Raw genomic sequence first — 22,271 nt, 5'->3', positions numbered from 1 at the left:
CATTTTCAATTTATGCAACTCTACTTGGTTTAAGTAAAAATGGGTGAGATGTGCTCAAAATATGATTTCAATAGTAAAACAACGGCTTTTATTGCATCACTTCGTTTAATTGTCGGATTGTTGAATAAGATCATATTAAGGCGATCATGAATAGGTTTTATGTATGGTGATTAGTAGTATGAGTCTCAAAACAAGACGAGAGATTGAGGATGCCAAAGTTAGATAAATATAAAGGAATTATTTTTGATCTCGACGGAACGTTGGTCAATTCTATGGTGGCGCACGCCCATGCATGGAAACAGACTTGCACGAAGTTTGATATTCCCTACGAAAAAGAGTGGTTGGATCAACTTGGTGGGATGCCATCACGAAAGGTCACTCAAGAGATCCTCAAGCGTTATGATCTAGCCCTTGATGCTCAACAAATTACTTCGGACAAAATCGCTAACTTTGAGGCTATTGAGCACAAAGGGGATGTTATTCCAGAAACCTATGCACTCTTACAGCAACAGTATCAGTTGAAAAAGATAGGTATCGGCACTGGCGCTCAGGCAAAACATGCAAGAGCAATCCTAAAGACGACCGACATCCCATCAATGATACGCACGATTGTCACTTCGGATGACGTAGAGAATCATAAACCAAACCCAGATACGTTTTTGAAAGTTGCTAGCCAGTTAGAGCTCGACCCGAGCGATTGTGTGGTGTTTGAAGATACGATCATTGGTCAGCACGCGGCGACATCGGCAGGCATGGATTGCTACATGGTTGAAAACGGACAGATAACTAAGTTTGTTCCTGCGAGCTAAACAGAATTTAACGATACAAAAATAACTAGGAAACAAATGGAACAATATCTTATCGCACCCTCGATAAGTTGCGTTCAATCAGAAAGCGCATTAATGAATCAGGTCGAAATATTCGTTTAGAAGTCGACGGTGGTGTGAAAGTTAACAACATAAAAGAGATAGCTGAAGCGGGGGCCGATATGTTCGTTGCTGGGTCTGCTATTTTTGATAGTGAAGACTATCAGCGGGCAATTGGTGCGATGAGACCTGAGTTAGCTCAATTGAAATAAGTTCTAATCATCAGCTATACATAGGCTCGAAGTGCTCCGTTATGGAGGCTTCGAGTTTTTTTGTGCTCAATAAAAGTTAATTTTCAGAAAGGGTATACAAAAGTAAACAAGACTTGAACGTTTTAAATTCATCAGTTTTCATCAACCGCACAGTAAGATTTTTGTGTAATAAAACTACACATAATATTGACTTTGGTCACATAACGGCGCAAAATCAACCTAAGATCACATAACGATGAGAATGAAGAATGAATGCTACAGTAATCACAAATGAAAGCAGCCAAGTATTGGTAAAACCTTCTGTAATGAACGAAGTTCTTTTCTTTGCAAAATCGACGGCTCTTATGGGTGCAATCATCCTACTTGTTGCTTCTGCTTGGGTTTAATCTCTTAGATAAACCGACGTTAATTGTGATCAGTGATGGTGAATCACCATTCACTGATACGACTTAACATTGAAACAGCAGTAAACTACTTTATACCTTCTAGGCCTTCCTGGCCGATTTCCTAGCTAAACCACTTATCTATTACTTGTTGAAGTGCTTTGCTTTAGTGCGCTCCTTCAATTAGTTCAAATACGATGCTTTAAGCTAGACCAGTACAAAACTGTCATCAATACATACGCTAATGCGGGCGCAATATAACTCGTGCTCAGTGATAGCTCATCGATCAAACTCGCCTGCACAAATGGCAAAACAACACCTCCAATTGAACACATAATGAGAATTGCTGCCCCTTGTGAGTTTTGCTTACCTGAGGCATGTAGCGCTTGTGCGTAAATGATAGGGTAGAGCGCAGAATTACATAGCCCTACGACAAGCATCAAATAGCCAATCCAAACATAATTTTGATAGACCGCAACGGCACTAATCAAAGCGGCAATAACGCAAGACAGTGAGAAGAGATAGTGCTTGTTTACAGTGTTTCCAAACTTGGCGAATAACACTCTTCCAACAAACATTAATACCCAATAAAGAGCGATGATCTGTGTTGCGAAGACCAAACCAAGGTCGCCATATTGCTGGTCGGCAAGATACGCAATAGTAAAAGTACCAAAACTGACCTCTACACCGATGTACAGCAACAGTACCAACGCTAACTTCATAAACTGCTGATTTTTAATTAGAAGCCTTAACCCTCGCCAAAAGCCAGTCATCTGTTTTGGTTTGATATCTGGAAGCGTCATTTTGCTAAAAAATACCAGTAAGCCGAAAAAGAACAGGGCGATGAATAAGAACAGATACGAAACTTGATGGGCGGTGTTGTCGACGTTAAAACTTGCTGCCACAAGAATGACAGCGGTAAGCACTAGCGGGCCAAGCACAGTGCCAACGGAGTTAGATGCTGTTGCTACACTTTGACGTATAACACTCTTATCGGGTGTCGAGAGTAGTGATACGTAAGGTGAACTCACTACTTGAATTGCTGACACACCTGAGGCCATCAATAAGATCCCGATGAGTGTTGGAACAAGCTCTTCTCCTCGTACTAAATATGCCATGGCTAGACAGCCCAGAAGGCACCATATCAAGCAGAGCTTCAGCGTAGTTCTATAGCCAATTTTTGCCATGACAAATGACGTTGGAAGCGACACCGTAATTCGGGTGATAAAAAAGGCCATGGGAAATAGCATCGCCATTTTATAATCGAGAGAGAAAGCTTCTTTGTAATGTGGAATTAGCGAGTTACTTGAAACGGTAATTAAACCCCAGATAAAAAAGATCAGAGACAGTAAGACCAGTGGGGCATCTTTTAACGGGAATACTCTCATAGTGATTCCTTATTGATAGCGATAAAAAAAGCAGAAGATGATCTTCTGCTTTTCGATTGAGACTTTACGGTGTATTGCCTATTAAGCTGTTAATCACGAACAAAATTGATGTGATGAACATGAATGTTGTATTTCTCAATAATCACTTTGGTCGCATGCATACTTTTGATTCGTTGCTCAGAATCTAAAGCAGCAGCCATTGCTGACTCGTTCTCGTAACTGTGTTGCATCATAAGCAGTAGGTTTTTATGGCTTTCAGCTTCAATCGCTTCAGGCTTATTCAGCGTTAACCCTTGGTTATTCGGGAATGTGCGAATAATAGGCGCGACTTCATTTTCCATGTATTGGTAGAAATCTTGTTTTTGTTCTTCAGTTAAATCAGCTTCAAAAAAAGCGGTGCGAAAAATAGTCATGGTCGTTTCCTTACAGTTCAAAGCCAGATTGGTTTGCGATAGATTTCAATGTTGCTTTCGCTTGTTTGATATCTTCGAACCAGTTGTCATTTTGAGCCCACATTTCAATCACTAATGGCGCGCTGTAATCAATTTCAGCGAGTGTTTTGAAAATAGCTGGGAAGTCGACTTGGCCTTCACCTATAACAAGATCTCGGAACTGACCTTTGCAGGTTTCTGAAACTCGTAGTGTGTCTTTTAGGTGCACTTGTACTAGGTGATCACGGCTTAGCTTTAGTTCGGTACACACGTCGTAGTTCCAACCAGAAATATTACCGACATCTGGGTAAGCCATGAAGTAAGGTGATGGGATCTCGCGCTTAAGCACTTCAAACTTACTTAATGAGTTGAGGTACGGAGTGTCCATGATCTCTACACCTAACATGATGCCTGCACGTTCTGCCATTTTGGTGGCTTGTTGCATGCCTTCAATGAAGCGAGCGTGAGTTTCAGCCGATTGCGGTTCGTAATACACATCGTAGCCCGCCATTTGAATACAGCGAATACCAAGCTTATAAGCCAATGAAATTGCTTTTTCCATGATGATCAGCGATTCAGTGCGAATAGCATCATCCATTGAGCCAAACGGAAACTTACGGTGTGCGCTTAGGCACATTGATTGGAAAGGCATCTGGTGCTTTTCACATAGACGGCGAAGCTCATAAATTTCTTCGTCTGACCAATCTAAACGAGCGCGGCGCTCATCGGTTTCATCCACTGAAATTTCTACAAAGTCGAAGCCAGCTTCTTTGGCGTGAATCAAACGTTCTTCCCATGAAAGGGTGGTTGGCATCGCTTTTTCGTAAATACCTAATCTGAATTTGTTTTTAGAATCAAACATTCTTTTTCCTTAAAAGAGTTGTTGTTCTATACGCGTTGTTATGTCTTGAATTCTGCTAGCAATTTCTTCGTAGCCGAGAGCTTTCATTTTTGGCGTAAGCGAAGAGACGCTAACCGCGTATACAGGAGAATTGTTCTTGTCAAAAATAGGGACAGCAACACAAGAAATACCCGCTTCGTTCTCTTCATCATCGAGCGCATAACCACGGCTCTTAATTTTATCGAGAACACCAAAAAACTGAGACTTGTCGAGAATCGTGTTTTCAGTTAACGGCTTCATTGTGCTGACATTGCGTTTCCAATAGGTTTCTCGAACGCTGTCAGAGCTAAATGCTAGGTAACATTTTCCTGCCGCTGAGCAGTACATTGGAGAATGCAGCCCTACGTAGGTTCGAGTTCTAAAGGAAGAATTAACGGGTTCAAACTTGTCTTTAAAAATGATGTTGTCAGCATCAAAAGAGAGGAAGTTAACCGTTTCATTCACATCGTCGAGTAGCTCAGATAGGTATGGCTTAACGGTGCCGGTGACATCAGAGTTGATAGCAGCGTGTCCAAGCTGAACCAACTTCATTGTTAAGCGATATTCTTTACCTGAACACATTTGAGCAACATAACCAGAGGCTTCAAACGTTGCTAAAATACGGTGGACAGATGACTTGTTGAAGCCAGTCCCTTCAGACACTTTTTGTAGCGAAACGCCATTAGGATAATTCCCAAGGAATTCCAATACGGTCAGTGCTTTAGACAACGATTTAATTTGCTCACTCATATATGTGCTACCAGTGTTTACCTATTTCAGTATGGAAGTTTTCTGCGATGTCACGTCCATTGCTACCAGCTAACGCTCGGCCAGCAATAAACGATTTTGCAGACAGATTCTTAAACAAATGCAGATCGTCAGGAACAATACCACCAGTAATGGATAGTTCAATTCCAATATCCGATAATTTCTGCATTTTTATCAAATCTTCTTCGGTCCAGCTCACACCAGCAAGTTCCGCATCACGAGAACGGTGATAAATTGCTTGTTTAATGCCCATGTCGACCCAAGCTTGCGCATCTTCCATTGTCCAGTGTCCATACAGCTCAATTTGCACTTCGCCGTCGAATTCATCCGTTACTTTCTTCGCTGAACGAATAGTTTCGATGTGTGCTGCTGCACTTACTGTTACCCAGTTTGCGCCGGCATCCATCGCCAGACGCGTTAAAATGGCACTGGCATCGGTGATTTTCATGTCACAGACAATGATGTGATTTGGGTATTTTTCTCGTAGGACTCTAACGCTGTCTACGCCATGAGCGAAGGCTAAAATAGTCCCAATTTCAATTACATCTAACTTATCTGCAACATGCTCAATTGATGCTAACGCGGTGTCGATATCAGTGGCATCAAGTGCCATTTGTAGCAACGGCTTCGGTGATTTGAACAGGGGCTTAGATGATTCTAATAAAGATTTAGATGGTTTTAATACGGTGCTAGGCATCCATTTCATCCTCAAATTGTTTAAACAACTGCACCAGTCTTTGATAGTGCTTATATTTCTTTTGGTAAGTGTCGTAGTGTTCAGGATTCGGTTCGACACGTGACGCAGAATTAGTGATGGTTTGAGTACATTCTTCTAATGAAGCGAACTCACCCGCGCCGACCATAGCCATCATTGCGGCACCTAATGAACCGGTTTCATTAACGTCTGATATTTCAACGGTCATTCCGGTAAGGTCCGCCAGCATTTGCATCCATACAGGGCTAGATGCTGGTCCGCCTGTCACTTTTAGTATGTTGGCTTTTGGAAAACGCTGACGCATACGTTCTAGGTGAATGTTGTGACAGAATAAAATGCCTTCCCAAATGGCTTGAATTAGGTGCCCTTTAGTATGGTGCGATTGGAGACCATAGAAGCCTGACTTTAGGCCAAGCCCTTGGTTTGAACCGTAAAGGAATGGCACAAAGTAGATACTGCTTGATGCCGGATCTAATGCTTCGACTAACGCTTGATTTTGCTGGTGGTTAATCTGGCCATTTTCACCAAGGTAGTCGGCGAACCATTCATAATTACCCGCAGAAGTTGGGCTCGCTTCGTGAATGATGTATTCGTTATCGACGGCGTAATGGCCGTAAACAAAGTTGTGGCTTTCTTGTGTAACTTCCTTTGATATGCCAGATGTTACCGCCCATGTTCCCATTACATAATTCAAGGTATCTTCTGAAGAGTTGATTCCAGAACATATCGCGGTAGACACCACATCAAACAAACCGCCGAAAACAGGAGTGCCTATTGCCAGTCCGGTTTCATTAGCAACGGCCGCAGTGATTTTTCCTGCTTGCTGCTGAGGTTTTACAACCGGTGGTAGTGCGTCCCAAACTTCTGCAATGTCAAACGTTTCCAGAAGAGCTTTGTCATACTCGCCAGTGAGAGAGTTGAAAAAATTACTTTCTGAAATGTTGGTCAGTTCTGCTGCGACTTCGCCCGTTAAGCGATAGCGAAGGTAGTCGTGAGACATCATCACTGCGCCAATGTTGTTGTATCGTTCGGCATCGTTTTCTTTGATCCAACGAATAATCGATACAGGGTGACCTGTCCAAAGTGTCTGTAGCGTCGTCGGGTAGATCTCTTGTGCTTTGCCTTGCTCTAGCCACTCTCTAACGATAGGCAATGAGCGAGAGTCAGAAGACATGATGCCGTGACCAAGGTTTTGTCCCTCTTTATCAAGAAGGTAAACGCCTTTGCCTTGGGCTGAAATGCTCAAGCCTTTGATAGAGGTTACTTCTACTTTAGTAGCCTCTAAAAGCTGTGTAATAACGTCAACCGCGTTTCCCCACAGAGCGTCGAGATCGCGTTCTACCCAGCCTTGCTTTTCATTAATGACACTTGCAGATACACGGGCAAGACCTTGTTGCTCGCCTTTTGCGTTAAACAACGCGGCTTTCATAAAAGTGCCGCCAGAATCAATTCCAATGTAGTAATTCATTATTTGGCTTCCAGTAAATCGTTGTGAATCTTCACCACCAGTTTTCTAACGGGCTGGCTGTCATCATTTTCAATATTGGTGATATGCACGATATTTGGCGTGAACAAATAAAATTGATCGCGTTTTGCATGAATGAAGCTGAGTTCAATTCCTGGATATTCGTAAAACTGAAGGTCACGTTCTTGGTTATAAGGGTGTGCGTTGCTGTGTTCACCAGTGTCTATAGCCCATGCCATTACTTCAGAGCCTTCCAGAATGATCTGTAGATCAGAATGGTATTTATGGACTTCAGGTTGGAAGTTTCCTAAAGGTTCTTTGTCGTATTCCAATACAACAAACCATGCCTGTTTTGAATCAAAGCCAGGAAGCTCGTGACGACCTAATGCGAGTTTTTCTTGGTCGAGGCTGTTTAAGTACTCAAGCACGTTTTGAATAACGACAGGGTACGACTTGCTGATCTGCGTAGGTTGAGTATTTCCGACTAACATAAAAATTCTCTTTAAGTATAAACAGCTTAATAAAGCTGATGCTTTAAATTAATGGGCACAAAATAGGTCTTGTAAAAGCGTCGCTAACCCTGTCTTATCGTCATTGTTTTTAGGCGTGATCAGGTTGGCTGAGCTTTTTACGGTGTCATCTGCGTTTTGCATTGCGATGCCAAGCCCTGCTGCTTTAAGCATCGAAATGTCATTGTGGTTGTCACCAATTGCGACACACTGCTCTAGGCTGATACCTAGCGGCTCAATGTAACGGGTTAATGCGTTGCCTTTGTTATTGCTTGTTGCTGCGAAATCGACACGGTCAATCCAAGAGCGCTCGCCGTTGAAGTTCTCTTTAACGAAAGGAAGTTCGGCAAATGTATCGACTTCACCTTCAACGACAAACTTCCACACGTACTCTGAGGTTTTCGCTTCATGTTGAAAATCGTCGACCTTTTGAATGTTTGGTCGCTGGCTTTCTGGAAAGGTTTGAGACCACGTCAGTAGCGCTTCCATGTATTCAATAGGGCGTGCTCTCGAGTAGAGCATTGCATCACGCACATACATCACCATCTTCAGATCATGAGCTTGAGATAGGGTGATAAACTCAGCCGCAATTTCTTTGTCGATGGCGTTTTCTTGAATGACCGTATCGTTCTGGTAATCAAAGATGTAAGTGCCATTGCAACAAATTATTGGAGTCGATAAACCAAGCTGATCGTAATAAGGTTTTGCCGCGACATGATGGCGACCCGTAACGATAACCACATGAGTGTATTGAGCGACTTGCTTGATGGCTTCGACTAACTCTTGGCTAATAGTGTGCTGCGAGTTGAGAACCGTGCCATCGAGATCTAACGCCAGTAACTTGTGCTTAGACGACTGATGCGCAAATAGCTGATGCATGTGTGAGCCCTTACTTCTGTCCGTAGTATGAATTCTTACCGTGTTTACGGTTGTAATGCTTATCGAGTAGCTCTGGTTGAATTGCGGCTTCTGGACTGATGGCACGAGTGGCTGTTGCCATGGCTGCAATCTCTTCCATTACGACAGCATTGTGCACAGCGTCTGAACCATCCTTGCCCCATGTAAATGGTGCGTGGCCTGCGATGATGACACCTGGCATTTCCTGTGGGTCGATATCGCGTTGCTTGAATTCTTCGACAATCACTAAGCCAGTGTTTTTCTCGTAGTCAGACTCGATCTCAGGTTTTGTTAGTAGGCGAGTGCAAGGTACATCACCGTAGAAGTAATCGGCGTGTGTAGTTCCAAGCGCTGGAATGTCTCGGCCGGCTTGTGCCCAAATGGTGGCGTTGCGAGAGTGTGTGTGAACAATGCCGCCAATGGTTGGGAAGGCTTTGTAAAGTTCAACGTGCGTAGCCGTGTCGCTTGAAGGGTTCAGCTTACCTTCAATGCGATTGCCTTCTAAATCCAGAACAACGATGTCATCTGCCGTCATTACATCGTATTCAACACCTGACGGTTTGATTGCAATCACGCCACGTTCGCGATCGATTTCAGAGACATTGCCCCAAGTGAAAGTCACTAAGCCATATTTAGGAAGTTGCAAGTTTGCTGCGAACACGCGTTCTTTTAATTCTTGGTATGTTTGTTGTTCTTGAGACATTGTGTTTGCCCATGTTGTATTGAGTTAATGACGAGCGGATTGCCTAGCTAAATTCCCTAGCTAAAAAAGAGGACTAGGCAATCGCCCTCAATCGCGTTACTTGGCTGCTAGCTTGATCTTGTTGATCATCACGTCGCCATTTTTCTCGATGTAAGCGCTCCAAACCGGTTGGATAGCTTGTTGGAAAGCAGCGCCATCAACGTCACGGTTAACTTGCATACCGTTCGCTTCTAGTTGAGCAATCATCTTGTCTTCTTTCTGGATGCTTAGCTCACGTTGCATTGCAACTGCTTCAGCAGAGACTTCTTCGATAATCTTTTGCTCTTCATCGGTTAGCTTGTCGAACTTACGTAGGTTCATAGTAAGAACCAGTGGCGAGTAAGCGTGTTGTGTAAGGCTTAGGTATTTTTGTACTTCATCAAACTTGAAAGACAGCGTTACAGAAATTGGGTGGTCTTGAGAGTCAACAACGCCTGTTTCAAGTGCAGTATAAAGTTCAGATACTGGAAGTTGCTGCGGGTTAGCACCGAGCTCATTGAACATGTCGTTTAGCGCTTTCGAGCCATTCACACGCATTTGTAGGCCTTCAACATCTGAAGGAACACGAATAGGTTTTTCGTTGTTGGTCATGTTGCGGTAACCATTTTCAGGGAAACCAAGACCTTTAAGACCGAATTTTTCAAAGTTCGCTAACACTTCTTTACCCGGCTCGCCATCCAGTACTTTGTATGCTGTTTGACGATCTGGGAACATGAACGGCAGAGTGAAGGCTGCTGATTCAGGCATTAGGCCGTTGTAGTTGTTCAAGCCAACCATCGCTAAATCAACGATGCCAGCGCGTGAACCATCGATCATTTGCTTATCACTGCCCAATTGACCTTGTGGGTAGATGTTTACTTTGATTTCGCCGTTTGAACGAGCTTCAACTTCCTTCTTAAAGAACAAAGATAGGTCTTGTTGCAAGTCTGACTCTGGTGCAGCGTGCGCCAGTTTTAGAGTCGTAGCGGCAAAAGCGTTAGCGCTCATAGCGATTGTGGATGCGATTAGAGTGAGTTTTAGTAGGGTTTTCATTATTATTTTCTCCGTCGAGGATTAACCAATGACAAACGACATTGGCACAGTGATGATGCCTGGGAAGATGACAAACAGTGTGAGCAGAGCCATGTAAGCTGCGATGAAGGGCAATACACCTTTCACTGCGGTCGACATTGGTACTCTCGCTACACCACACACTACGTTTAGTACGGTGCCTACAGGAGGCGTAATCAAGCCAATTGAACAGTTAATAACGAACAGTAGGCCGAAGTACGTTGGGTCAATTCCAGCCATCTTGATGACAGGCATTAAAAGAGGTACAAGGATTAGAATCGTTGGGCTCAAGTCCATAACCATGCCGACACAAAGTACGAGCAACATAATTACTGCCATTAATAGGCGTGGGCTATCCACCAGTGGACCTAACATTTCTGCGAGTTGTTGAGGAAGCTGAGCAACAGTAATTAGCCACGCTGCAACCATTGCACAACCCACCAAGAACATAACCATTGCGGTCGAGCGACCTGCGTTCAGTACGATGTGGTAGAACTTTTTAATCGAGAGCTCTTTGTACACAAACGTAGAGATGAAAATTGCGTAAGTGGCGGCGACTACTGCGGCTTCTGTTGGTGTAAAGATGCCGAAACGAATACCCACTATGATGATGACCGGCAGCATTAAGGCCCATACACCTTCTCTAAGTGCTGCGCGTTTTTCTGCTTTTGTCGCTTTTTCTGATGTCGCTAGGTTTTCTTTGCGAACAGTCCAGCGCCACACAAACATCAATGTCATACCCATTAACAGGCCAGGAACGATGCCGCCTAGAAATAGGTTTTTGATCGAGATACCGCCAGCAACACCTACAAGGATCAGAGGGATTGAAGGTGGAATAACGGGTGCGATGATACCGCCTGAAGCAAGTAAGCCCATTGAAGGTGCTTCTGGGTATTTCGCTGCTTTCATCATTGGGTAAAGAATACTGACCAAGGCTGCTGCATCTGCTACAGCTGAACCAGAAAGGCCAGCAAGCAGTACCGAAGTCATGATAGCAACGTAACCCAAGCCACCTTGACGGTGTCCCACGTAAGTGGTTGCTAGGCGAACAATACGCTGTGACAAGCCTCCCGATGCCATTACTTCGCCCGCAATGAGGAAGAATGGAATGGCAAGCAGAGTGAAGCTGTCGACACCATTAATTAAAGACTGCGCAAGAATGTCTGCACTAAAAAAGTCCATATGAAGCATCAATGCCATTGAAGACAACAACAGTGCAAATGCGACAGGAAGACCAAGTAAGATTGAGACAATCAATACCGATAAGAAAATGGCTAACGTCATTATTCTTTCTCCTCTTCTAAGTTATCTAGCTGCCAGTCTGGTTTGAAGATTCGCACAAAGGCAATCACACCCATTAACAAGCCTGACACCACACCAGCTAAGTAAAATAATGCTGAAGGAAGCCCTGTAAGTTGAGAAATATCTGACCAGTTAGACATCATTTGACGGTATGAACCGACGTAAAGCATGCCTACTGAGATCAAGACGATTACCCAACAAATACGTCTTAGTACGGGTACTGCTTTTGGAAATAATCGTTCAGAAAATTCCGCAACCGCGAGGTGTTCACCTCGGCGCAGCACAACGGCGGCACCGAGCATGACAATCCATACAAGACCAAGGCGAGATAGTTCTACAGAGGGACGAAGACCAGAAGAAAAGCCGTAGCGTAAAACTACGTTTGTAAACACGAGAGCAATCATGCAAGACAGAATAACTGCCATGATGACATCGATACTTTTCCAAATACTCTTAAATACACTTTGCATAACGCTTTCCCTACCTTTGGCTAATTACAGAGACGTAATTTGTTCCCAAATTCCATCGTTAATTTCAATGCCGCCAGCTGCTTCGTGTTTCTTAATGAAGTTTTCAATTTCAGAACCAGCAATCATCACTGAACCCGTTTCTGCAGGCTCTGACTCAAGTACGTAATCGCGGATGCGCTTCATCTCTTGTGCGTAAGTGCTATGATCCATTGTCTTGCTTAAGTCGATAGCGATAAGGAATTGAGATACACCAAACTCGCCACCCATATCTTCAGTTAGTGCTGGTACTGAGTGGCCGCCAGTGATTGCCGTTAGCATCATGTCTAGTACGATTGCCATTGATGAACCTTTCCAGAAACCCATTGGAAGTAGGCGTTTGTTTTCCCAAAGTACATGTGGGTCTTTAGTGAGTTCACCTTCGTTGTCAAAGCCACCAACAACGGGCAGTTCTTTGTCAGCAAGTACGAAGTTTTGTAACTGGCCGTAAGAAAATTGGCTCATTGAACAGTCAACAACGACTGGTGGATCGCCCGCAACCGCCATGATGAGAGGGTTTGAACCAATACGGTGATCTTTACCACCCCAAGCAGGCATTACTGCGATTGAGTTGGTTGACGCAATTCCTGCAAAACCTTCACGTGCCATTTTCAATACGTAAGCACCGCCACGCATCCAGTGGTTTGAGTTACGCATACCGACCATGCCAATGCCGTAATCACGAGCCAATTCCATTGCACGTTCTGCACAGATAAGGCCGTTAAGAACGCCAGGGCCGTAGTTACAATCCCATTGCTCTAGAGCACCCATGCTGTTAACGCATTCAGGTTCAGCATTTAATTTGATCTGACCTTTATCTACTTGGTCAATGAACACTGGAAAACGGTTGATGCCATGCGAGTAAGTACCTTCGTTTGCCATCTCAACAAAACCAGCCGCAAGCTTGGTTGCCATTTCTGGTTTCATGTCGCGAGCCAAAAGGATTCGTTCGTATTCTTGTTGTAGTTTTTCAGTTGATACTAAAGGCATCTGTGTTCTCCGATAAGTTGAATTCCATAATACGGAATGAATTATTGTTGTTATTCCGAAAATATTCTGTGAGCAAAGTTACGAAATATTTCCTTATTAAGTTTTTCTCCAATAACTGTCGGCAGGTTAAAAAATGGAACAAAAAGATCCTAAGATTCCGCAATGCGAAACAAAAAGCGTGTTCAGGATCTGGTTTCTACGACTAATTAAGTCGGAACTCGATAATTTGGCGGGATTAAACTTGTCAAAATATGGGTTATGAACAAACAGTAACTTTACTGAATATAAAATAGTGGCGTTGAAATCTGAGGGTTTGGTCAAATTCGGAAAGGGAAATACGCACAATTACCTCCTCTTCTATATAGTGGTTTTGTTGTTTTTAGACTATTTCTTGGTAGATATTTTTGAAGTATTGGAGCTCGCTTCTATGAAAATTGTTATTGCACCAGACTCGTTTAAAGAATCTTTATCGGCTGTATCGGTGGCGGCGTGCATTGAAAAGGGCTTTCGTGAAATCTTCCCTGACGCTGAATACGTGACTTTACCTTTGGCTGATGGTGGCGAAGGTACGGTAGATGTTTTGCTGCAAGGCCTAGCAGGGCAAAAGCGAACACATCAGGTTGAAGGGCCGTTGGGCAAATTGGTTAATGCTGAATGGGCGATGCTTGAGCCATCCGATAGCAACCCGAACAAAACGGCATTGATTGAAATAGCCGCAGCATCGGGCTTGGATTTATTGAAACCAGAGCAGCGCGATCCTTTGATTGCTTCTTCATTCGGCACAGGGCAGTTGATTTTGGAAGCGATAGAGCAGGGTGCTCAAACCATCATTCTTGGATTGGGTGGCAGTGCGACCAATGATGGTGGTGCGGGTATCGTTCAAGCTCTAGGTGGGTGCTTGTTAGATTGTAAAGGGCAAGATGGCAAAGGACATGAGCTTAATCGAGGTGGTGCTGCACTTGCAGAACTCGCATCAATAGATCTTACCGGCTTAGATTCGCGCTGTGCCGATATTGAGCTTATTGTGGCGTGCGATGTTGATAATCCACTGTGTGGTAATAACGGAGCCAGCCATATATTCGGCCCACAAAAAGGGGCGACGCCTGAACAAGTTTTAATGCTTGATAAGGCGCTTGCGAATTTTGCTCAAGTTGCTGAATCGCAAGGTTGTGTTGGTGGTGAACCCGTACAAGAGCGTGCTGGTTATGGCGCAGCTGGTGGCACGCCAATGGGACTTGGTTTGCTATTTAATATGCAGATCAAACCGGGTATTGAGATGGTGCTTGATGTTCTTCAAGCCGATGAAGTACTGAAAGGTGCTGACCTTGTGATCACCGGCGAAGGGCAAATGGACAACCAAACTCTGCAAGGCAAAACACCTTACGGAATTGCTAAACGTGCGAGTTTACAAGGTATTCCAACCATAGGTATTGCTGGCTCATTGGGAACTGAGGTAGAAGCACTTTATGGAGAAATGAGCAGCTTGTTTGGAACAGTACGTTCTCCTCAGTCACTTGACCAAGTTCTGCAGGAGGCGGAAAAAAATCTAACTAGAACGGCTAGGAATATTGCAGCGACGCTTAAACTAGGAAGGAAAATACTCGATTAGTCAGTGCCTTAGAATATGATTCCTAAATCAGTCGTTTAATAGGTTTTATAGATTATAACGATAAATAGAAACGATTATATTTTATGCCATTAGAGGTCTATTCTATATCCATAGTATTTTAGGGGCTTTTGAAAGGAAGCCAGTATAAATATCAAGGTGCACTCACTATTGCTGCACCTTTGGACCTTAAGGAATAGATCATGAGTAAAAAACTAACTACAGCTGCGGGTTGTCCTGTTGCTCATAACCAGAATGTTCAAACTGCGGGTAAGCGCGGTCCTCAACTTCTTCAAGATGTTTGGTTTTTAGAAAAGATGGCGCATTTTGACCGCGAAGTCATTCCAGAGCGTCGTATGCACGCGAAAGGTTCAGGCGCTTACGGTACATTTACTGTTACGCACGACATTACCAAATACACCAAGGCAAAACTGTTTTCTGAAATAGGCAAAAAGACCGACCTGTTTGCACGTTTTACTACGGTTGCCGGTGAGCGCGGCGCCGCTGATGCTGAACGTGATATCCGTGGCTTTGCATTGAAGTTTTATACTGAAGAAGGCAACTGGGATATGGTGGGTAACAACACCCCAGTATTCTTCCTTCGTGATCCTCTTAAGTTCCCAGATCTAAACCATGCGGTTAAGCGTGACCCTCGCACCAATATGCGCAGCGCGAAGAACAACTGGGATTTCTGGACATCTCTACCTGAAGCGCTTCACCAAGTCACCATCGTAATGAGTGACCGTGGTATTCCTGCTACTTACCGTCACATGCACGGTTTTGGTAGCCACACGTTCAGCTTTATTAACGCAGACAACGAGCGTTTCTGGGTGAAATTCCACTTCAAATCTCAGCAAGGTATTAAGAACTTATCTGATGCAGAAGCCGGACAATTGATCGGTAATGATCGCGAGAGCCACCAACGTGATCTGCTAGATAGCATTGATAACCAAGACTTCCCTAAATGGACACTGAAAGTACAAGTGATGCCAGAAGCGGACGCGGCGAAAGTGTCTTACAATCCGTTCGATCTTACTAAGATCTGGCCACATGCCGATTACCCATTGATTGAAGTGGGTGAGTTTGAATTGAACCGTAACCCGCAAAACTTCTTCGCAGAAGTTGAGCAGTCGGCATTCAACCCGGCGAACGTAGTTCCAGGTATCAGCTTCTCGCCAGACAAGATGCTGCAAGGTCGCTTGTTTGCTTACGGTGATGCACAGCGCTACCGTTTGGGTGTTAACCATCAGCATATCCCAGTAAACGCACCTCGTTGCCCTGTACACAGCTACCACCGTGATGGTGCGATGCGTGTTGATGGTAACTTTGGTAGCACACTTGGCTATGAGCCAAACAACGAAGGCCAATGGGCAGAGCAACCAGACTTTGCAGAACCAGCATTGAACCTAGATGGCGCTGCAGCGCATTGGGATCACCGTGAAGATGAAGATTACTTCTCGCAACCGGGTGACTTGTTCCGCCTGATGACGCCAGAGAAGCAAGCGATTCTGTTTGATAACACTGCTCGTAACCTAGGTGGCGTGCCTAAAGAGATTCAACTGCGCCACCTAAGACACTGTTATAAAGCCGACCCAGCATACGGTGAAGGCATTGGTAAACTGCTTGAAATCGACGTGAGTGAATTTAAGTCGTAATTAATAAACTTGTTTAATTAGTCGGAAGGCCGTTGAGTGAATCACTCAGCGGCCTTTTTTGATCATGCTGTGTATTGAGTCATGTAAGTAGTACCAATTACTTGAAAATTAGCACCATTTCTATTGATAGTTTTTACCTATCGAACTGATAAACACATCCCATTATCTTTATAACATGGACGGGATTATCCTACTGCTATCAGTTTATAAAGTAGTAGAGTTTGAGATGAGTAAAAGCGCATTAATCGTTGAAGGTGGAGCAATGAGAGGCATCTTCGCAGCCGGAGTTTTGGATGCCTTTATGGAAGACGATTTCCGTCCATATGATTTTGCTATTGGCGTGTCTGCGGGTGTGTCTAATCTGGTTGGCTACTTATCTCAAGCCCCTAAACGCAGCTATAACGTGATCACCACTATGGCGACCGATAAGACGTTCTTTAACCCTGCTCGCTTTGCTAAAGGTGGCAATTTGGTCGACGTTAAGTGGTTGTGGGATGAATCTAACCAACGTTATCCGCTTGATTGCGGTGAGCTGTTCTCAAGTATCCCACTCATCGCGGCTGTAACTAACGTCGATACTGGCAGTGCAGACTACTATCATATCAAGCCTGAAAACCTTTCTAACGTGGTTGAAGCAACAACGGCTCTACCTATCGCTTACCGTGAAACACCGTGCTTCTCTGGTGGCTGTTATACTGATGGTGGTGTCGCGGATTCGATTCCGGTTCGCGAAGCATACCGTCGCGGCGCACGAGATATTACCGTGATTCTTTCTCACCCATTAAGCTACCGAATGAAGCCTCAAAAGCATCAATGGATGCTAAAAAAACTATTAAAGAAATTCCCTAACATTGCAGAGTCGATGGCAGTGCGCGCTGAAAACTATAACCAGTCTTTGGAGTTCATTCGTAACCCACCCAAAGATGCGACCATTAAAGTGATAGCGCCGCCAGAAGCATTTGCGGTGAAGCGTTTAACTATGGATCAATCAACGCTTGATGCCGGTTATGAGATGGGGGTTAAAGCAGGGGAAGAGCACCTTGCTATTCGAAAAGGCATTTATGGTTTAGACACCGAAGATTGTCACTTCTGCGTCTAAGAACTGTTTTTGAATACTAGATAAACGAAAAAGCCACGCTGTTCACTTCAGAATAGCGTGGCTTTGTATTTGTAGAGCTCGTTTGTTATTAACTCAGTCTGCTATTAACTCAATCTTCTATTAAACGAGTTCGTTGCCGCTGGTGTTTCCAGTAAAGAAGGCATCAACACTGGTGAGCGTTGTATTGGCGATGTTGAACAAAGCATCTTTAGTCAAGAAGGCTTGGTGACCAGTGAACAATACGTTGTGACAAGCGGATAGGCGACGGAATACGTCATCCACAATCACGTCGTTAGATTTGTCTTGGAAGAACAGCTCTTTCTCGTTGTCGTAAACATCAAGGCCAAGCGCACCAATCTTGCTCTGTTTCAACGCTTCGATTGCTGCGGTTGAATCCAGTAGTTCACCACGGCTGGTGTTGACGATCATCACGCCATCTTTCATTTTCTCAAATGCCGTTGCATCCAACAGGTGGTAGTTCTCTTTACTCATTGGGCAATGCAGAGAAATCACGTCAGATTCTTGGTAAAGCTCGTCGAGTTCTACGTATTTAGCGCCCAGTTCTCTTGCCAATGGGTTCGGGTATGGGTCGTAGCACAAGATGTTCATGCCTAAACCTTTCAGAATACGCATCGTCGCTAAGCCAATTTTTCCAGAGCCGAGCACACCGACGGTTTTTCCGTGGAAGTTAAAGCCAACCAAACCCTCAAGGGAGAAGTTCGCATCGCGAGTACGTTGGTATGCCTTGTGCAGTTTGCGGTTCAAACACATCATCATACCGACGGTGTGTTCTGCTACAGACTCGGGAGAATAAGCAGGGACACGAACGACTTGCAGACCAAACTCTTTGGCTGCGTCTAAGTCGACTTTATCAAAGCCCGCGCAGCGCATCGCAATCAGCTTAGTGCCGCCTTTTGCTAGAATCTCTAGCACATCTCGCGATAGGTCATCGTTTACAAACGCACAAACGACTTCGTTGTCGTGCGCCATTTTTGCTGTTGTTGTAGTGAGTCGAAAATCGTGAAAATGGAACTCGGCGTTGAGTTCGCCTTTTGCAAGTTCAAATGATTTTTCGTCGTATGATTTTGAGCTAAAAAAAGCAATGTTGAGCATGGCTTCCTCTCTTACCTAAAATATAAATAATCCACTTATTCATTATCTGAAACGGGATTAAAACTAATAACTTTGTCCAGTGTGCTAGAGTTTTATAACCTTGTCTATCACCATTAGTCATTGTAATTACTATGGTTACTTGGTCTTGTATCTTCACTTCTTGAACATTAAAAATCACATTACGAGGTAGCTTGCTTATAAGTTCATCAATATTGGATGGATCTTACTTTCGGGTGTTGAACATCTTCTTGGCCTCTTTTTCTGACCAGAAATTAATGTTGAATTGTGCGTCGTCGCTAAGCTCTACTTGATGCCAATATTGAGGTGGGCTGGTGGCAAATTGCCCTGCTTGGATCGTGATAACACTTTCTGGTTCTGTCGCGTCTGCATCGGCAAAACCATAGAAGGTGACCGTCCCTTCCATTACGCAGATCTGGCCGAATACGCCTTCTGCGGTGTTATGGTGATTAAGCAATGCAGCCGGTATGTTGTCTTTGGTGAAAAATGGCGTTGAACGTTGAATTTTCCAGTGTGACGGAATACGTAAATGACTCATATAAAACCTCTTATCTGTCTGTATTTTGAATATAAGCTTTAGCTTTGATGGAATTGGTGACTGTGATTACCAGTAGTTTTCACTGCTGAATTGGCCGGGTTTTCGGCGTAAGTGCTTCTCGAAACCTAAGCTGGTTAGTGCTTCACTTGTGTCGCGAACCATTTGCGGATTGCCACAAAGGTAGAAAAAACTGCGGGTTTGATTGAAAGCGACAGACGTGGTTTGCTCAAGGTCGCCTCGAAGTAACAAGCTTGGGATTCGTCCGCGCAAAGTTCCGGTGACTGATTCTCTAGAAATAATTGGCACATATTGTAGTTTCCCTTGGAAGTGATTAACGAGTTGAGCGATACGGTCTCGATAAGTCAGGTCTTGTTCTGTTCTTACGGCATGAACCAGTACAAGGTTCTTGAATGACATTACTTTTTCGACATCTGAGCCATTTTGCTGCTGTATCTGCATACTTTCGAGCATTGAGATAAAAGGCCCAACGGCAGTCCCGGTTGAAAGCATCCATAGATCGTCGGCGATCTCTGGGATCTCATCTAAGGTCATAAAGCCGCTTGGGTCTTTGCCGACAAAGATGTCATCGCCTACCTTCAACTCATGAAGTTGAGGAGAGAGCTGGCCGTTTTGATCCTTAACAATCAAAAACTCTAAATGCTGATGACCTTTTGTGTGTTCTGGCGCATTCACCATTGAATAAGCGCGTCGAACAAACTCATCTTCACTGTTGAGTAAACCCAACTTTGTGAATTGACCCGCTTGGTAGGGTGAGACTGGTGCACTGACTTGAAGCGAGAACAATTGATCGGTCCACTCTGTCTTGTGTGTTACTTTTCCTGTTACCAAACCATGAGGAATATCTGTCATATCATCACCTTTATGTAGAGAAGTTATCTCATTAAGGATACTCAACTATCTTACTTTTTGGAGTTGCATGTACCATGCCAATAATGAGAATGCTTATCAATACTGAATTGCTGAGAGGGATTTCTTTTAATAGAGTCAAAAGTACATGCTTATGGTCGAGTCTTAATGACCATTTGTGGTCTTTTTTGTTCTTGTTCTTGTTCTTGGTCTTGTTGGAAGTTAGATCTTGGTGGCTTTGCTATGGCTAATTTTTGAATTGAGCTTGATCAATCTCAATGAGTGGTTTGACCCTTGAACGATTCCACCAATAACTGAAGAGAATAATTTACAGATGAGTATAATGTCGGCTTTCGATCTCAATATAGCCGTGTTTTATGCTTGATAATCTTCGTATGGTCTTGAACGTATTGTTCGTGACTATCAATACCGCAATGACTGCGTTTACCGTGAGCTTCTTTGGCCTCATCAAACTGATTCTTCCAATCTCTATTGTTCAAAAGTCATGTACTCGTTTAGCGAATTTCACGTTTTGGTGTTGGGCTTCGCTTAACCTTTGGATGTTGAATGTGAATAACGATATCGAGTGGCAAGTCGAAGGAGGGGAAGATATCTCGACTAAGCAGTGGTACCTGATGATGTCGAATCACCTGAGCTGGGCGGATATCGTGATTTTGTCTTCAATCTTGAAAGACAAGATGCCAATGACTAAGTTCTTCCTCAAGCACGAACTGTTGTATGTTCCCTTTGTTGGATTGGCCTGCTGGGGCTTGGATATGCCGTTCATGAGACGCCACTCGCGTGAGTTTTTGATTCGTAACCCTGAGCGCCGTAATGATGACTTCGACGCAATCAACAAGGCATGCACTAAGTTCAAATGGGCACCAACAACATTGGTCAACTTTGTCGAAGGGACACGTGCCAATCACGAGAAACTGGCGACAGCGAAAACACCGTATCGACATCTACTCAAGCCAAAAACCGGCGGTGTGGCGTTTGCTCTGTCTGCAATGGGCCCAATCCTAGATGGTATCGTCGATGTTACTTTGGCTTACCCAGAGAATCAGACTTCTCCGTTTGAAGACATGCTGAAAGGTAAGATGAAGAAGGTGGTCGTGCGTATTAAATTGCATCCGATGGATGAGAACGTGAACGGCAATTACTTTGAAGACAAAGCGTTTAAGCGTCGTTTCCACAGTTGGTTGAACAACACGTGGAAAGAGAAAGACGAGTATCTCGATACGGTTTATGCTCTTGATACGGTTGATGCGGTTGATGCGGTTGATACGCTCCGTGAGGCTGATACGGTTGATGCGGTTCATAAGAAGCAAGCGCAGTAAGATCAAACCAAACAAATAGCATCAAAAAAGCCGATAGTTCATTGAACTGTCGGCTTTTTTATTGAATCTGCTGTATGGGCTTTGAACAATGAAGTTAGTGCTTACTATGTTCTTAACTCTTTAAAGTGAATACGCTCAAAGTGAGTACAAAGCTAAATCGCTTGGTAAGCATCGATGATGTGTTTCACTTGGCTCGGTTTGCCTTGCTTCTCTTGCCCTTGATGGATGCGTAAGTAATGCTGCAATGTTTTGGCTTTGTATTGCTGTGATACTTTCATTTGTTCATCACAGCTTGGTGCCCAGATCTTGTCACCGACGTTTGATATCTCGTTAACGTTTTGGCTCTTTTCAGCATCACCTTGGTTATTACTAATCAATAAAATTTCGTAGTAACGACGGTTCTCTTCAATCAACACTTCGTCAATCAGGCCGAGCTTGAGCGCTTTTAAATGACTTCTTAGCTCGAACTGCTGATGGACTGGGCAAAGCAAAAAATCGATATCTTTGTCTGGATGTTGGCGATGAATGTCGTCGACGAGCTTCTGCGTGAGATCGCCACCGACGCCCGCGATAATAACCAGGTGTTTACCAGTATGTTTCTGGAGCGGAATAGCAGCGACATCCAAGCAGTAAACTTGCCATCGGCTGGTAACCGTTTGTTGGTCTGAATTATCTTGGGGAAAGTAACGAGTTAGCTTGTCTTCCAGTTCATTCATCAGAGACGGGACAATATCGACAAAGTGAATCTGAGGCGCTCTATTATCCGACAACAGTTGAACGCCCAAAAATCCATGATCGCAGCAGCAGTCCCAAATATGTTGGTAGTCATTGTTGACAAGGGAGTGGAGAGTTTGCAGTCGGTTACTTAGCTTCATAAGGTTCGTGTCGTTAGAAAGGGAATATTGTCGTGTCGAAGGCGCATTGTAATGAC

At 44.0% G+C, this 22,271-nt stretch carries 23 protein-coding genes and 1 pseudogene; 7 read left to right on the top strand and 17 right to left on the bottom strand.

Annotation, left to right across the window (positions count from 1 at the left end; genetic code table 11):
* Positions 1-209: 209 nt before the first annotated feature.
* The 3 genes and pseudogenes from L3V33_RS05175 to L3V33_RS05165 all read left to right on the top strand — a co-directional run bounded on the left by L3V33_RS05175 (position 210) and on the right by L3V33_RS05165 (position 1,464).
* Positions 210-809 (top strand): beta-phosphoglucomutase family hydrolase, encoded by a 600-nt coding sequence (locus L3V33_RS05175; RefSeq protein ID WP_017072600.1) that lies wholly within the window; start codon positions 210-212, stop codon positions 807-809.
* 56 nt (positions 810-865) lie between these two features.
* A pseudogene (locus tag L3V33_RS05170) lies at positions 866-1,078 on the top strand (ribulose-phosphate 3-epimerase); the annotation flags it as partial.
* 248 nt (positions 1,079-1,326) lie between these two features.
* Positions 1,327-1,464, top strand: coding sequence for a hypothetical protein (locus L3V33_RS05165; RefSeq protein ID WP_017072598.1), 138 nt, complete (start codon positions 1,327-1,329; stop codon positions 1,462-1,464).
* A 185-nt stretch (positions 1,465-1,649) separates the two neighbouring features.
* Here L3V33_RS05165 and L3V33_RS05160 read toward each other — a convergent pair whose 3' ends face one another.
* From L3V33_RS05160 to yiaK, 13 genes are all read right to left on the bottom strand, one after another.
* Positions 1,650-2,849, bottom strand: a complete 1,200-nt coding sequence (locus L3V33_RS05160) for an MFS transporter (protein ID WP_237289585.1) — start codon at positions 2,847-2,849, stop codon at positions 1,650-1,652.
* Between the two features lie 89 nt (positions 2,850-2,938).
* The gene (locus L3V33_RS05155) at positions 2,939-3,262 is read right to left on the bottom strand and encodes a hypothetical protein (RefSeq protein WP_009845890.1); all 324 of its coding nucleotides are present in this window, start codon (positions 3,260-3,262) and stop codon (positions 2,939-2,941) included.
* Between the two features lie 10 nt (positions 3,263-3,272).
* Entirely contained in the window at positions 3,273-4,142 is an 870-nt protein-coding gene (locus L3V33_RS05150; protein WP_102313745.1) for an L-ribulose-5-phosphate 3-epimerase, read from the bottom strand.
* A gap of 9 nt (positions 4,143-4,151) precedes the next feature.
* Positions 4,152-4,910, bottom strand: a complete 759-nt coding sequence (locus L3V33_RS05145; protein WP_017065667.1) for an IclR family transcriptional regulator — start codon at positions 4,908-4,910, stop codon at positions 4,152-4,154.
* 7 nt (positions 4,911-4,917) lie between these two features.
* Entirely contained in the window at positions 4,918-5,625 is a 708-nt protein-coding gene (locus L3V33_RS05140; RefSeq protein WP_267136820.1) for a 3-keto-L-gulonate-6-phosphate decarboxylase UlaD, read from the bottom strand.
* Positions 5,618-7,111, bottom strand: a complete 1,494-nt coding sequence (locus L3V33_RS05135; RefSeq protein WP_237289583.1) for an FGGY-family carbohydrate kinase — start codon at positions 7,109-7,111, stop codon at positions 5,618-5,620. The genes L3V33_RS05140 and L3V33_RS05135 overlap by 8 nt, the downstream gene beginning before the upstream one ends.
* Positions 7,111-7,599 (bottom strand): YhcH/YjgK/YiaL family protein, encoded by a 489-nt coding sequence (locus L3V33_RS05130; protein WP_237289581.1) that lies wholly within the window; start codon positions 7,597-7,599, stop codon positions 7,111-7,113. Before L3V33_RS05130 ends, L3V33_RS05135 begins: the two co-directional genes overlap by 1 nt.
* Positions 7,600-7,647: 48 nt before the next feature.
* Entirely contained in the window at positions 7,648-8,496 is an 849-nt protein-coding gene (locus tag L3V33_RS05125; RefSeq protein WP_237289579.1) for a Cof-type HAD-IIB family hydrolase, read from the bottom strand.
* 10 nt (positions 8,497-8,506) lie between these two features.
* A complete protein-coding gene (locus L3V33_RS05120) occupies positions 8,507-9,217 on the bottom strand; it encodes an L-ribulose-5-phosphate 4-epimerase (RefSeq protein ID WP_237289576.1) in 711 nt (236 codons plus the stop codon).
* A 96-nt stretch (positions 9,218-9,313) separates the two neighbouring features.
* On the bottom strand, positions 9,314-10,288 hold the full coding sequence (locus L3V33_RS05115; RefSeq protein ID WP_017072588.1) for a DctP family TRAP transporter solute-binding subunit: 975 nt from the start codon (positions 10,286-10,288) through the stop codon (positions 9,314-9,316).
* Positions 10,289-10,309: 21 nt separating this feature from the next.
* A complete protein-coding gene (locus L3V33_RS05110) occupies positions 10,310-11,590 on the bottom strand; it encodes a TRAP transporter large permease subunit (protein ID WP_017072587.1) in 1,281 nt (426 codons plus the stop codon).
* Positions 11,590-12,078 carry a TRAP transporter small permease gene (locus L3V33_RS05105; protein WP_114634598.1) on the bottom strand — a complete coding sequence of 163 codons (489 nt, stop codon included), beginning with the start codon at positions 12,076-12,078 and terminating at the stop codon, positions 11,590-11,592. The genes L3V33_RS05110 and L3V33_RS05105 overlap by 1 nt, the downstream gene beginning before the upstream one ends.
* Before the next feature lie 24 nt (positions 12,079-12,102).
* Positions 12,103-13,104: a 3-dehydro-L-gulonate 2-dehydrogenase gene (gene yiaK / locus L3V33_RS05100; protein WP_237289575.1), complete on the bottom strand. Its 1,002-nt coding sequence runs from the start codon at positions 13,102-13,104 to the stop codon at positions 12,103-12,105.
* Positions 13,105-13,531: 427 nt separating this feature from the next.
* Here yiaK and L3V33_RS05095 point away from each other — a divergent pair, with 427 nt between their 5' ends.
* The 3 genes from L3V33_RS05095 (at position 13,532) to L3V33_RS05085 (ending at position 17,464) form a co-directional block, all read left to right on the top strand.
* Complete coding sequence (locus L3V33_RS05095; RefSeq protein WP_237289572.1) at positions 13,532-14,713, top strand: glycerate kinase; 1,182 nt, start codon at positions 13,532-13,534, stop codon at positions 14,711-14,713.
* Positions 14,714-14,913: 200 nt separating this feature from the next.
* Entirely contained in the window at positions 14,914-16,365 is a 1,452-nt protein-coding gene (locus L3V33_RS05090; RefSeq protein ID WP_054541599.1) for a catalase, read from the top strand.
* Between the two features lie 226 nt (positions 16,366-16,591).
* Positions 16,592-17,464, top strand: a complete 873-nt coding sequence (locus L3V33_RS05085; RefSeq protein WP_146455005.1) for a patatin family protein — start codon at positions 16,592-16,594, stop codon at positions 17,462-17,464.
* Between the two features lie 120 nt (positions 17,465-17,584).
* Here the strand turns inward: L3V33_RS05085 and L3V33_RS05080 are convergent, their stop codons facing one another.
* The 3 genes from L3V33_RS05080 to L3V33_RS05070 all read right to left on the bottom strand — a co-directional run bounded on the left by L3V33_RS05080 (position 17,585) and on the right by L3V33_RS05070 (position 20,003).
* Positions 17,585-18,577, bottom strand: coding sequence for a 2-hydroxyacid dehydrogenase (locus L3V33_RS05080; protein ID WP_237289570.1), 993 nt, complete (start codon positions 18,575-18,577; stop codon positions 17,585-17,587).
* Between the two features lie 223 nt (positions 18,578-18,800).
* Entirely contained in the window at positions 18,801-19,133 is a 333-nt protein-coding gene (locus L3V33_RS05075; RefSeq protein ID WP_237289567.1) for a DUF1971 domain-containing protein, read from the bottom strand.
* 66 nt (positions 19,134-19,199) lie between these two features.
* Entirely contained in the window at positions 19,200-20,003 is an 804-nt protein-coding gene (locus L3V33_RS05070; protein WP_237289565.1) for a ferredoxin--NADP reductase, read from the bottom strand.
* A 374-nt stretch (positions 20,004-20,377) separates the two neighbouring features.
* Here L3V33_RS05070 and L3V33_RS05065 point away from each other — a divergent pair, with 374 nt between their 5' ends.
* Entirely contained in the window at positions 20,378-21,340 is a 963-nt protein-coding gene (locus L3V33_RS05065) for an acyltransferase (RefSeq protein ID WP_237289563.1), read from the top strand.
* A 152-nt stretch (positions 21,341-21,492) separates the two neighbouring features.
* On the opposite strand, the gene L3V33_RS05060 is transcribed toward L3V33_RS05065, so the two are convergent.
* Positions 21,493-22,215 (bottom strand): tRNA (adenine(22)-N(1))-methyltransferase TrmK, encoded by a 723-nt coding sequence (locus tag L3V33_RS05060; RefSeq protein WP_237290173.1) that lies wholly within the window; start codon positions 22,213-22,215, stop codon positions 21,493-21,495.
* Between the last annotated feature and the right edge of the window lie 56 nt (positions 22,216-22,271).

Origin of the sequence: Vibrio sp. A2-1 (assembly GCF_021728355.1) — a bacterium.
Taxonomy (GTDB): domain Bacteria; phylum Pseudomonadota; class Gammaproteobacteria; order Enterobacterales; family Vibrionaceae; genus Vibrio; species Vibrio splendidus_K.
The sequence above is the reverse complement of the archived record's forward strand: the minus strand, read 5'-3'. Positions and strand labels throughout refer to the sequence as shown.

What these genes read in the sequence shown, in the direction of transcription:
- L3V33_RS05150 (WP_102313745.1), bottom strand. Translation starts at nt 4,142, where the DNA reads ATGTTTGATTCTAAAAACAAATTCAGATTAGGTATTTACGAAAAAGCG.
- L3V33_RS05065 (WP_237289563.1), top strand. Translation starts at nt 20,378, where the DNA reads ATGCTTGATAATCTTCGTATGGTCTTGAACGTATTGTTCGTGACTATC.
- L3V33_RS05120 (WP_237289576.1), bottom strand. Translation starts at nt 9,217, where the DNA reads ATGTCTCAAGAACAACAAACATACCAAGAATTAAAAGAACGCGTGTTC.
- L3V33_RS05165 (WP_017072598.1), top strand. Translation starts at nt 1,327, where the DNA reads ATGAATGCTACAGTAATCACAAATGAAAGCAGCCAAGTATTGGTAAAA.
- L3V33_RS05075 (WP_237289567.1), bottom strand. Translation starts at nt 19,133, where the DNA reads ATGAGTCATTTACGTATTCCGTCACACTGGAAAATTCAACGTTCAACG.
- yiaK (WP_237289575.1), bottom strand. Translation starts at nt 13,104, where the DNA reads ATGCCTTTAGTATCAACTGAAAAACTACAACAAGAATACGAACGAATC.
- L3V33_RS05175 (WP_017072600.1), top strand. Translation starts at nt 210, where the DNA reads ATGCCAAAGTTAGATAAATATAAAGGAATTATTTTTGATCTCGACGGA.
- L3V33_RS05155 (WP_009845890.1), bottom strand. Translation starts at nt 3,262, where the DNA reads ATGACTATTTTTCGCACCGCTTTTTTTGAAGCTGATTTAACTGAAGAA.
- L3V33_RS05125 (WP_237289579.1), bottom strand. Translation starts at nt 8,496, where the DNA reads ATGCATCAGCTATTTGCGCATCAGTCGTCTAAGCACAAGTTACTGGCG.
- L3V33_RS05115 (WP_017072588.1), bottom strand. Translation starts at nt 10,288, where the DNA reads ATGAAAACCCTACTAAAACTCACTCTAATCGCATCCACAATCGCTATG.
- L3V33_RS05095 (WP_237289572.1), top strand. Translation starts at nt 13,532, where the DNA reads ATGAAAATTGTTATTGCACCAGACTCGTTTAAAGAATCTTTATCGGCT.
- L3V33_RS05135 (WP_237289583.1), bottom strand. Translation starts at nt 7,111, where the DNA reads ATGAATTACTACATTGGAATTGATTCTGGCGGCACTTTTATGAAAGCC.
- L3V33_RS05110 (WP_017072587.1), bottom strand. Translation starts at nt 11,590, where the DNA reads ATGACGTTAGCCATTTTCTTATCGGTATTGATTGTCTCAATCTTACTT.
- L3V33_RS05140 (WP_267136820.1), bottom strand. Translation starts at nt 5,625, where the DNA reads ATGCCTAGCACCGTATTAAAACCATCTAAATCTTTATTAGAATCATCT.
- L3V33_RS05090 (WP_054541599.1), top strand. Translation starts at nt 14,914, where the DNA reads ATGAGTAAAAAACTAACTACAGCTGCGGGTTGTCCTGTTGCTCATAAC.
- L3V33_RS05145 (WP_017065667.1), bottom strand. Translation starts at nt 4,910, where the DNA reads ATGAGTGAGCAAATTAAATCGTTGTCTAAAGCACTGACCGTATTGGAA.
- L3V33_RS05085 (WP_146455005.1), top strand. Translation starts at nt 16,592, where the DNA reads ATGAGTAAAAGCGCATTAATCGTTGAAGGTGGAGCAATGAGAGGCATC.
- L3V33_RS05070 (WP_237289565.1), bottom strand. Translation starts at nt 20,003, where the DNA reads ATGACAGATATTCCTCATGGTTTGGTAACAGGAAAAGTAACACACAAG.
- L3V33_RS05130 (WP_237289581.1), bottom strand. Translation starts at nt 7,599, where the DNA reads ATGTTAGTCGGAAATACTCAACCTACGCAGATCAGCAAGTCGTACCCT.
- L3V33_RS05160 (WP_237289585.1), bottom strand. Translation starts at nt 2,849, where the DNA reads ATGAGAGTATTCCCGTTAAAAGATGCCCCACTGGTCTTACTGTCTCTG.
- L3V33_RS05105 (WP_114634598.1), bottom strand. Translation starts at nt 12,078, where the DNA reads ATGCAAAGTGTATTTAAGAGTATTTGGAAAAGTATCGATGTCATCATG.
- L3V33_RS05060 (WP_237290173.1), bottom strand. Translation starts at nt 22,215, where the DNA reads ATGAAGCTAAGTAACCGACTGCAAACTCTCCACTCCCTTGTCAACAAT.
- L3V33_RS05080 (WP_237289570.1), bottom strand. Translation starts at nt 18,577, where the DNA reads ATGCTCAACATTGCTTTTTTTAGCTCAAAATCATACGACGAAAAATCA.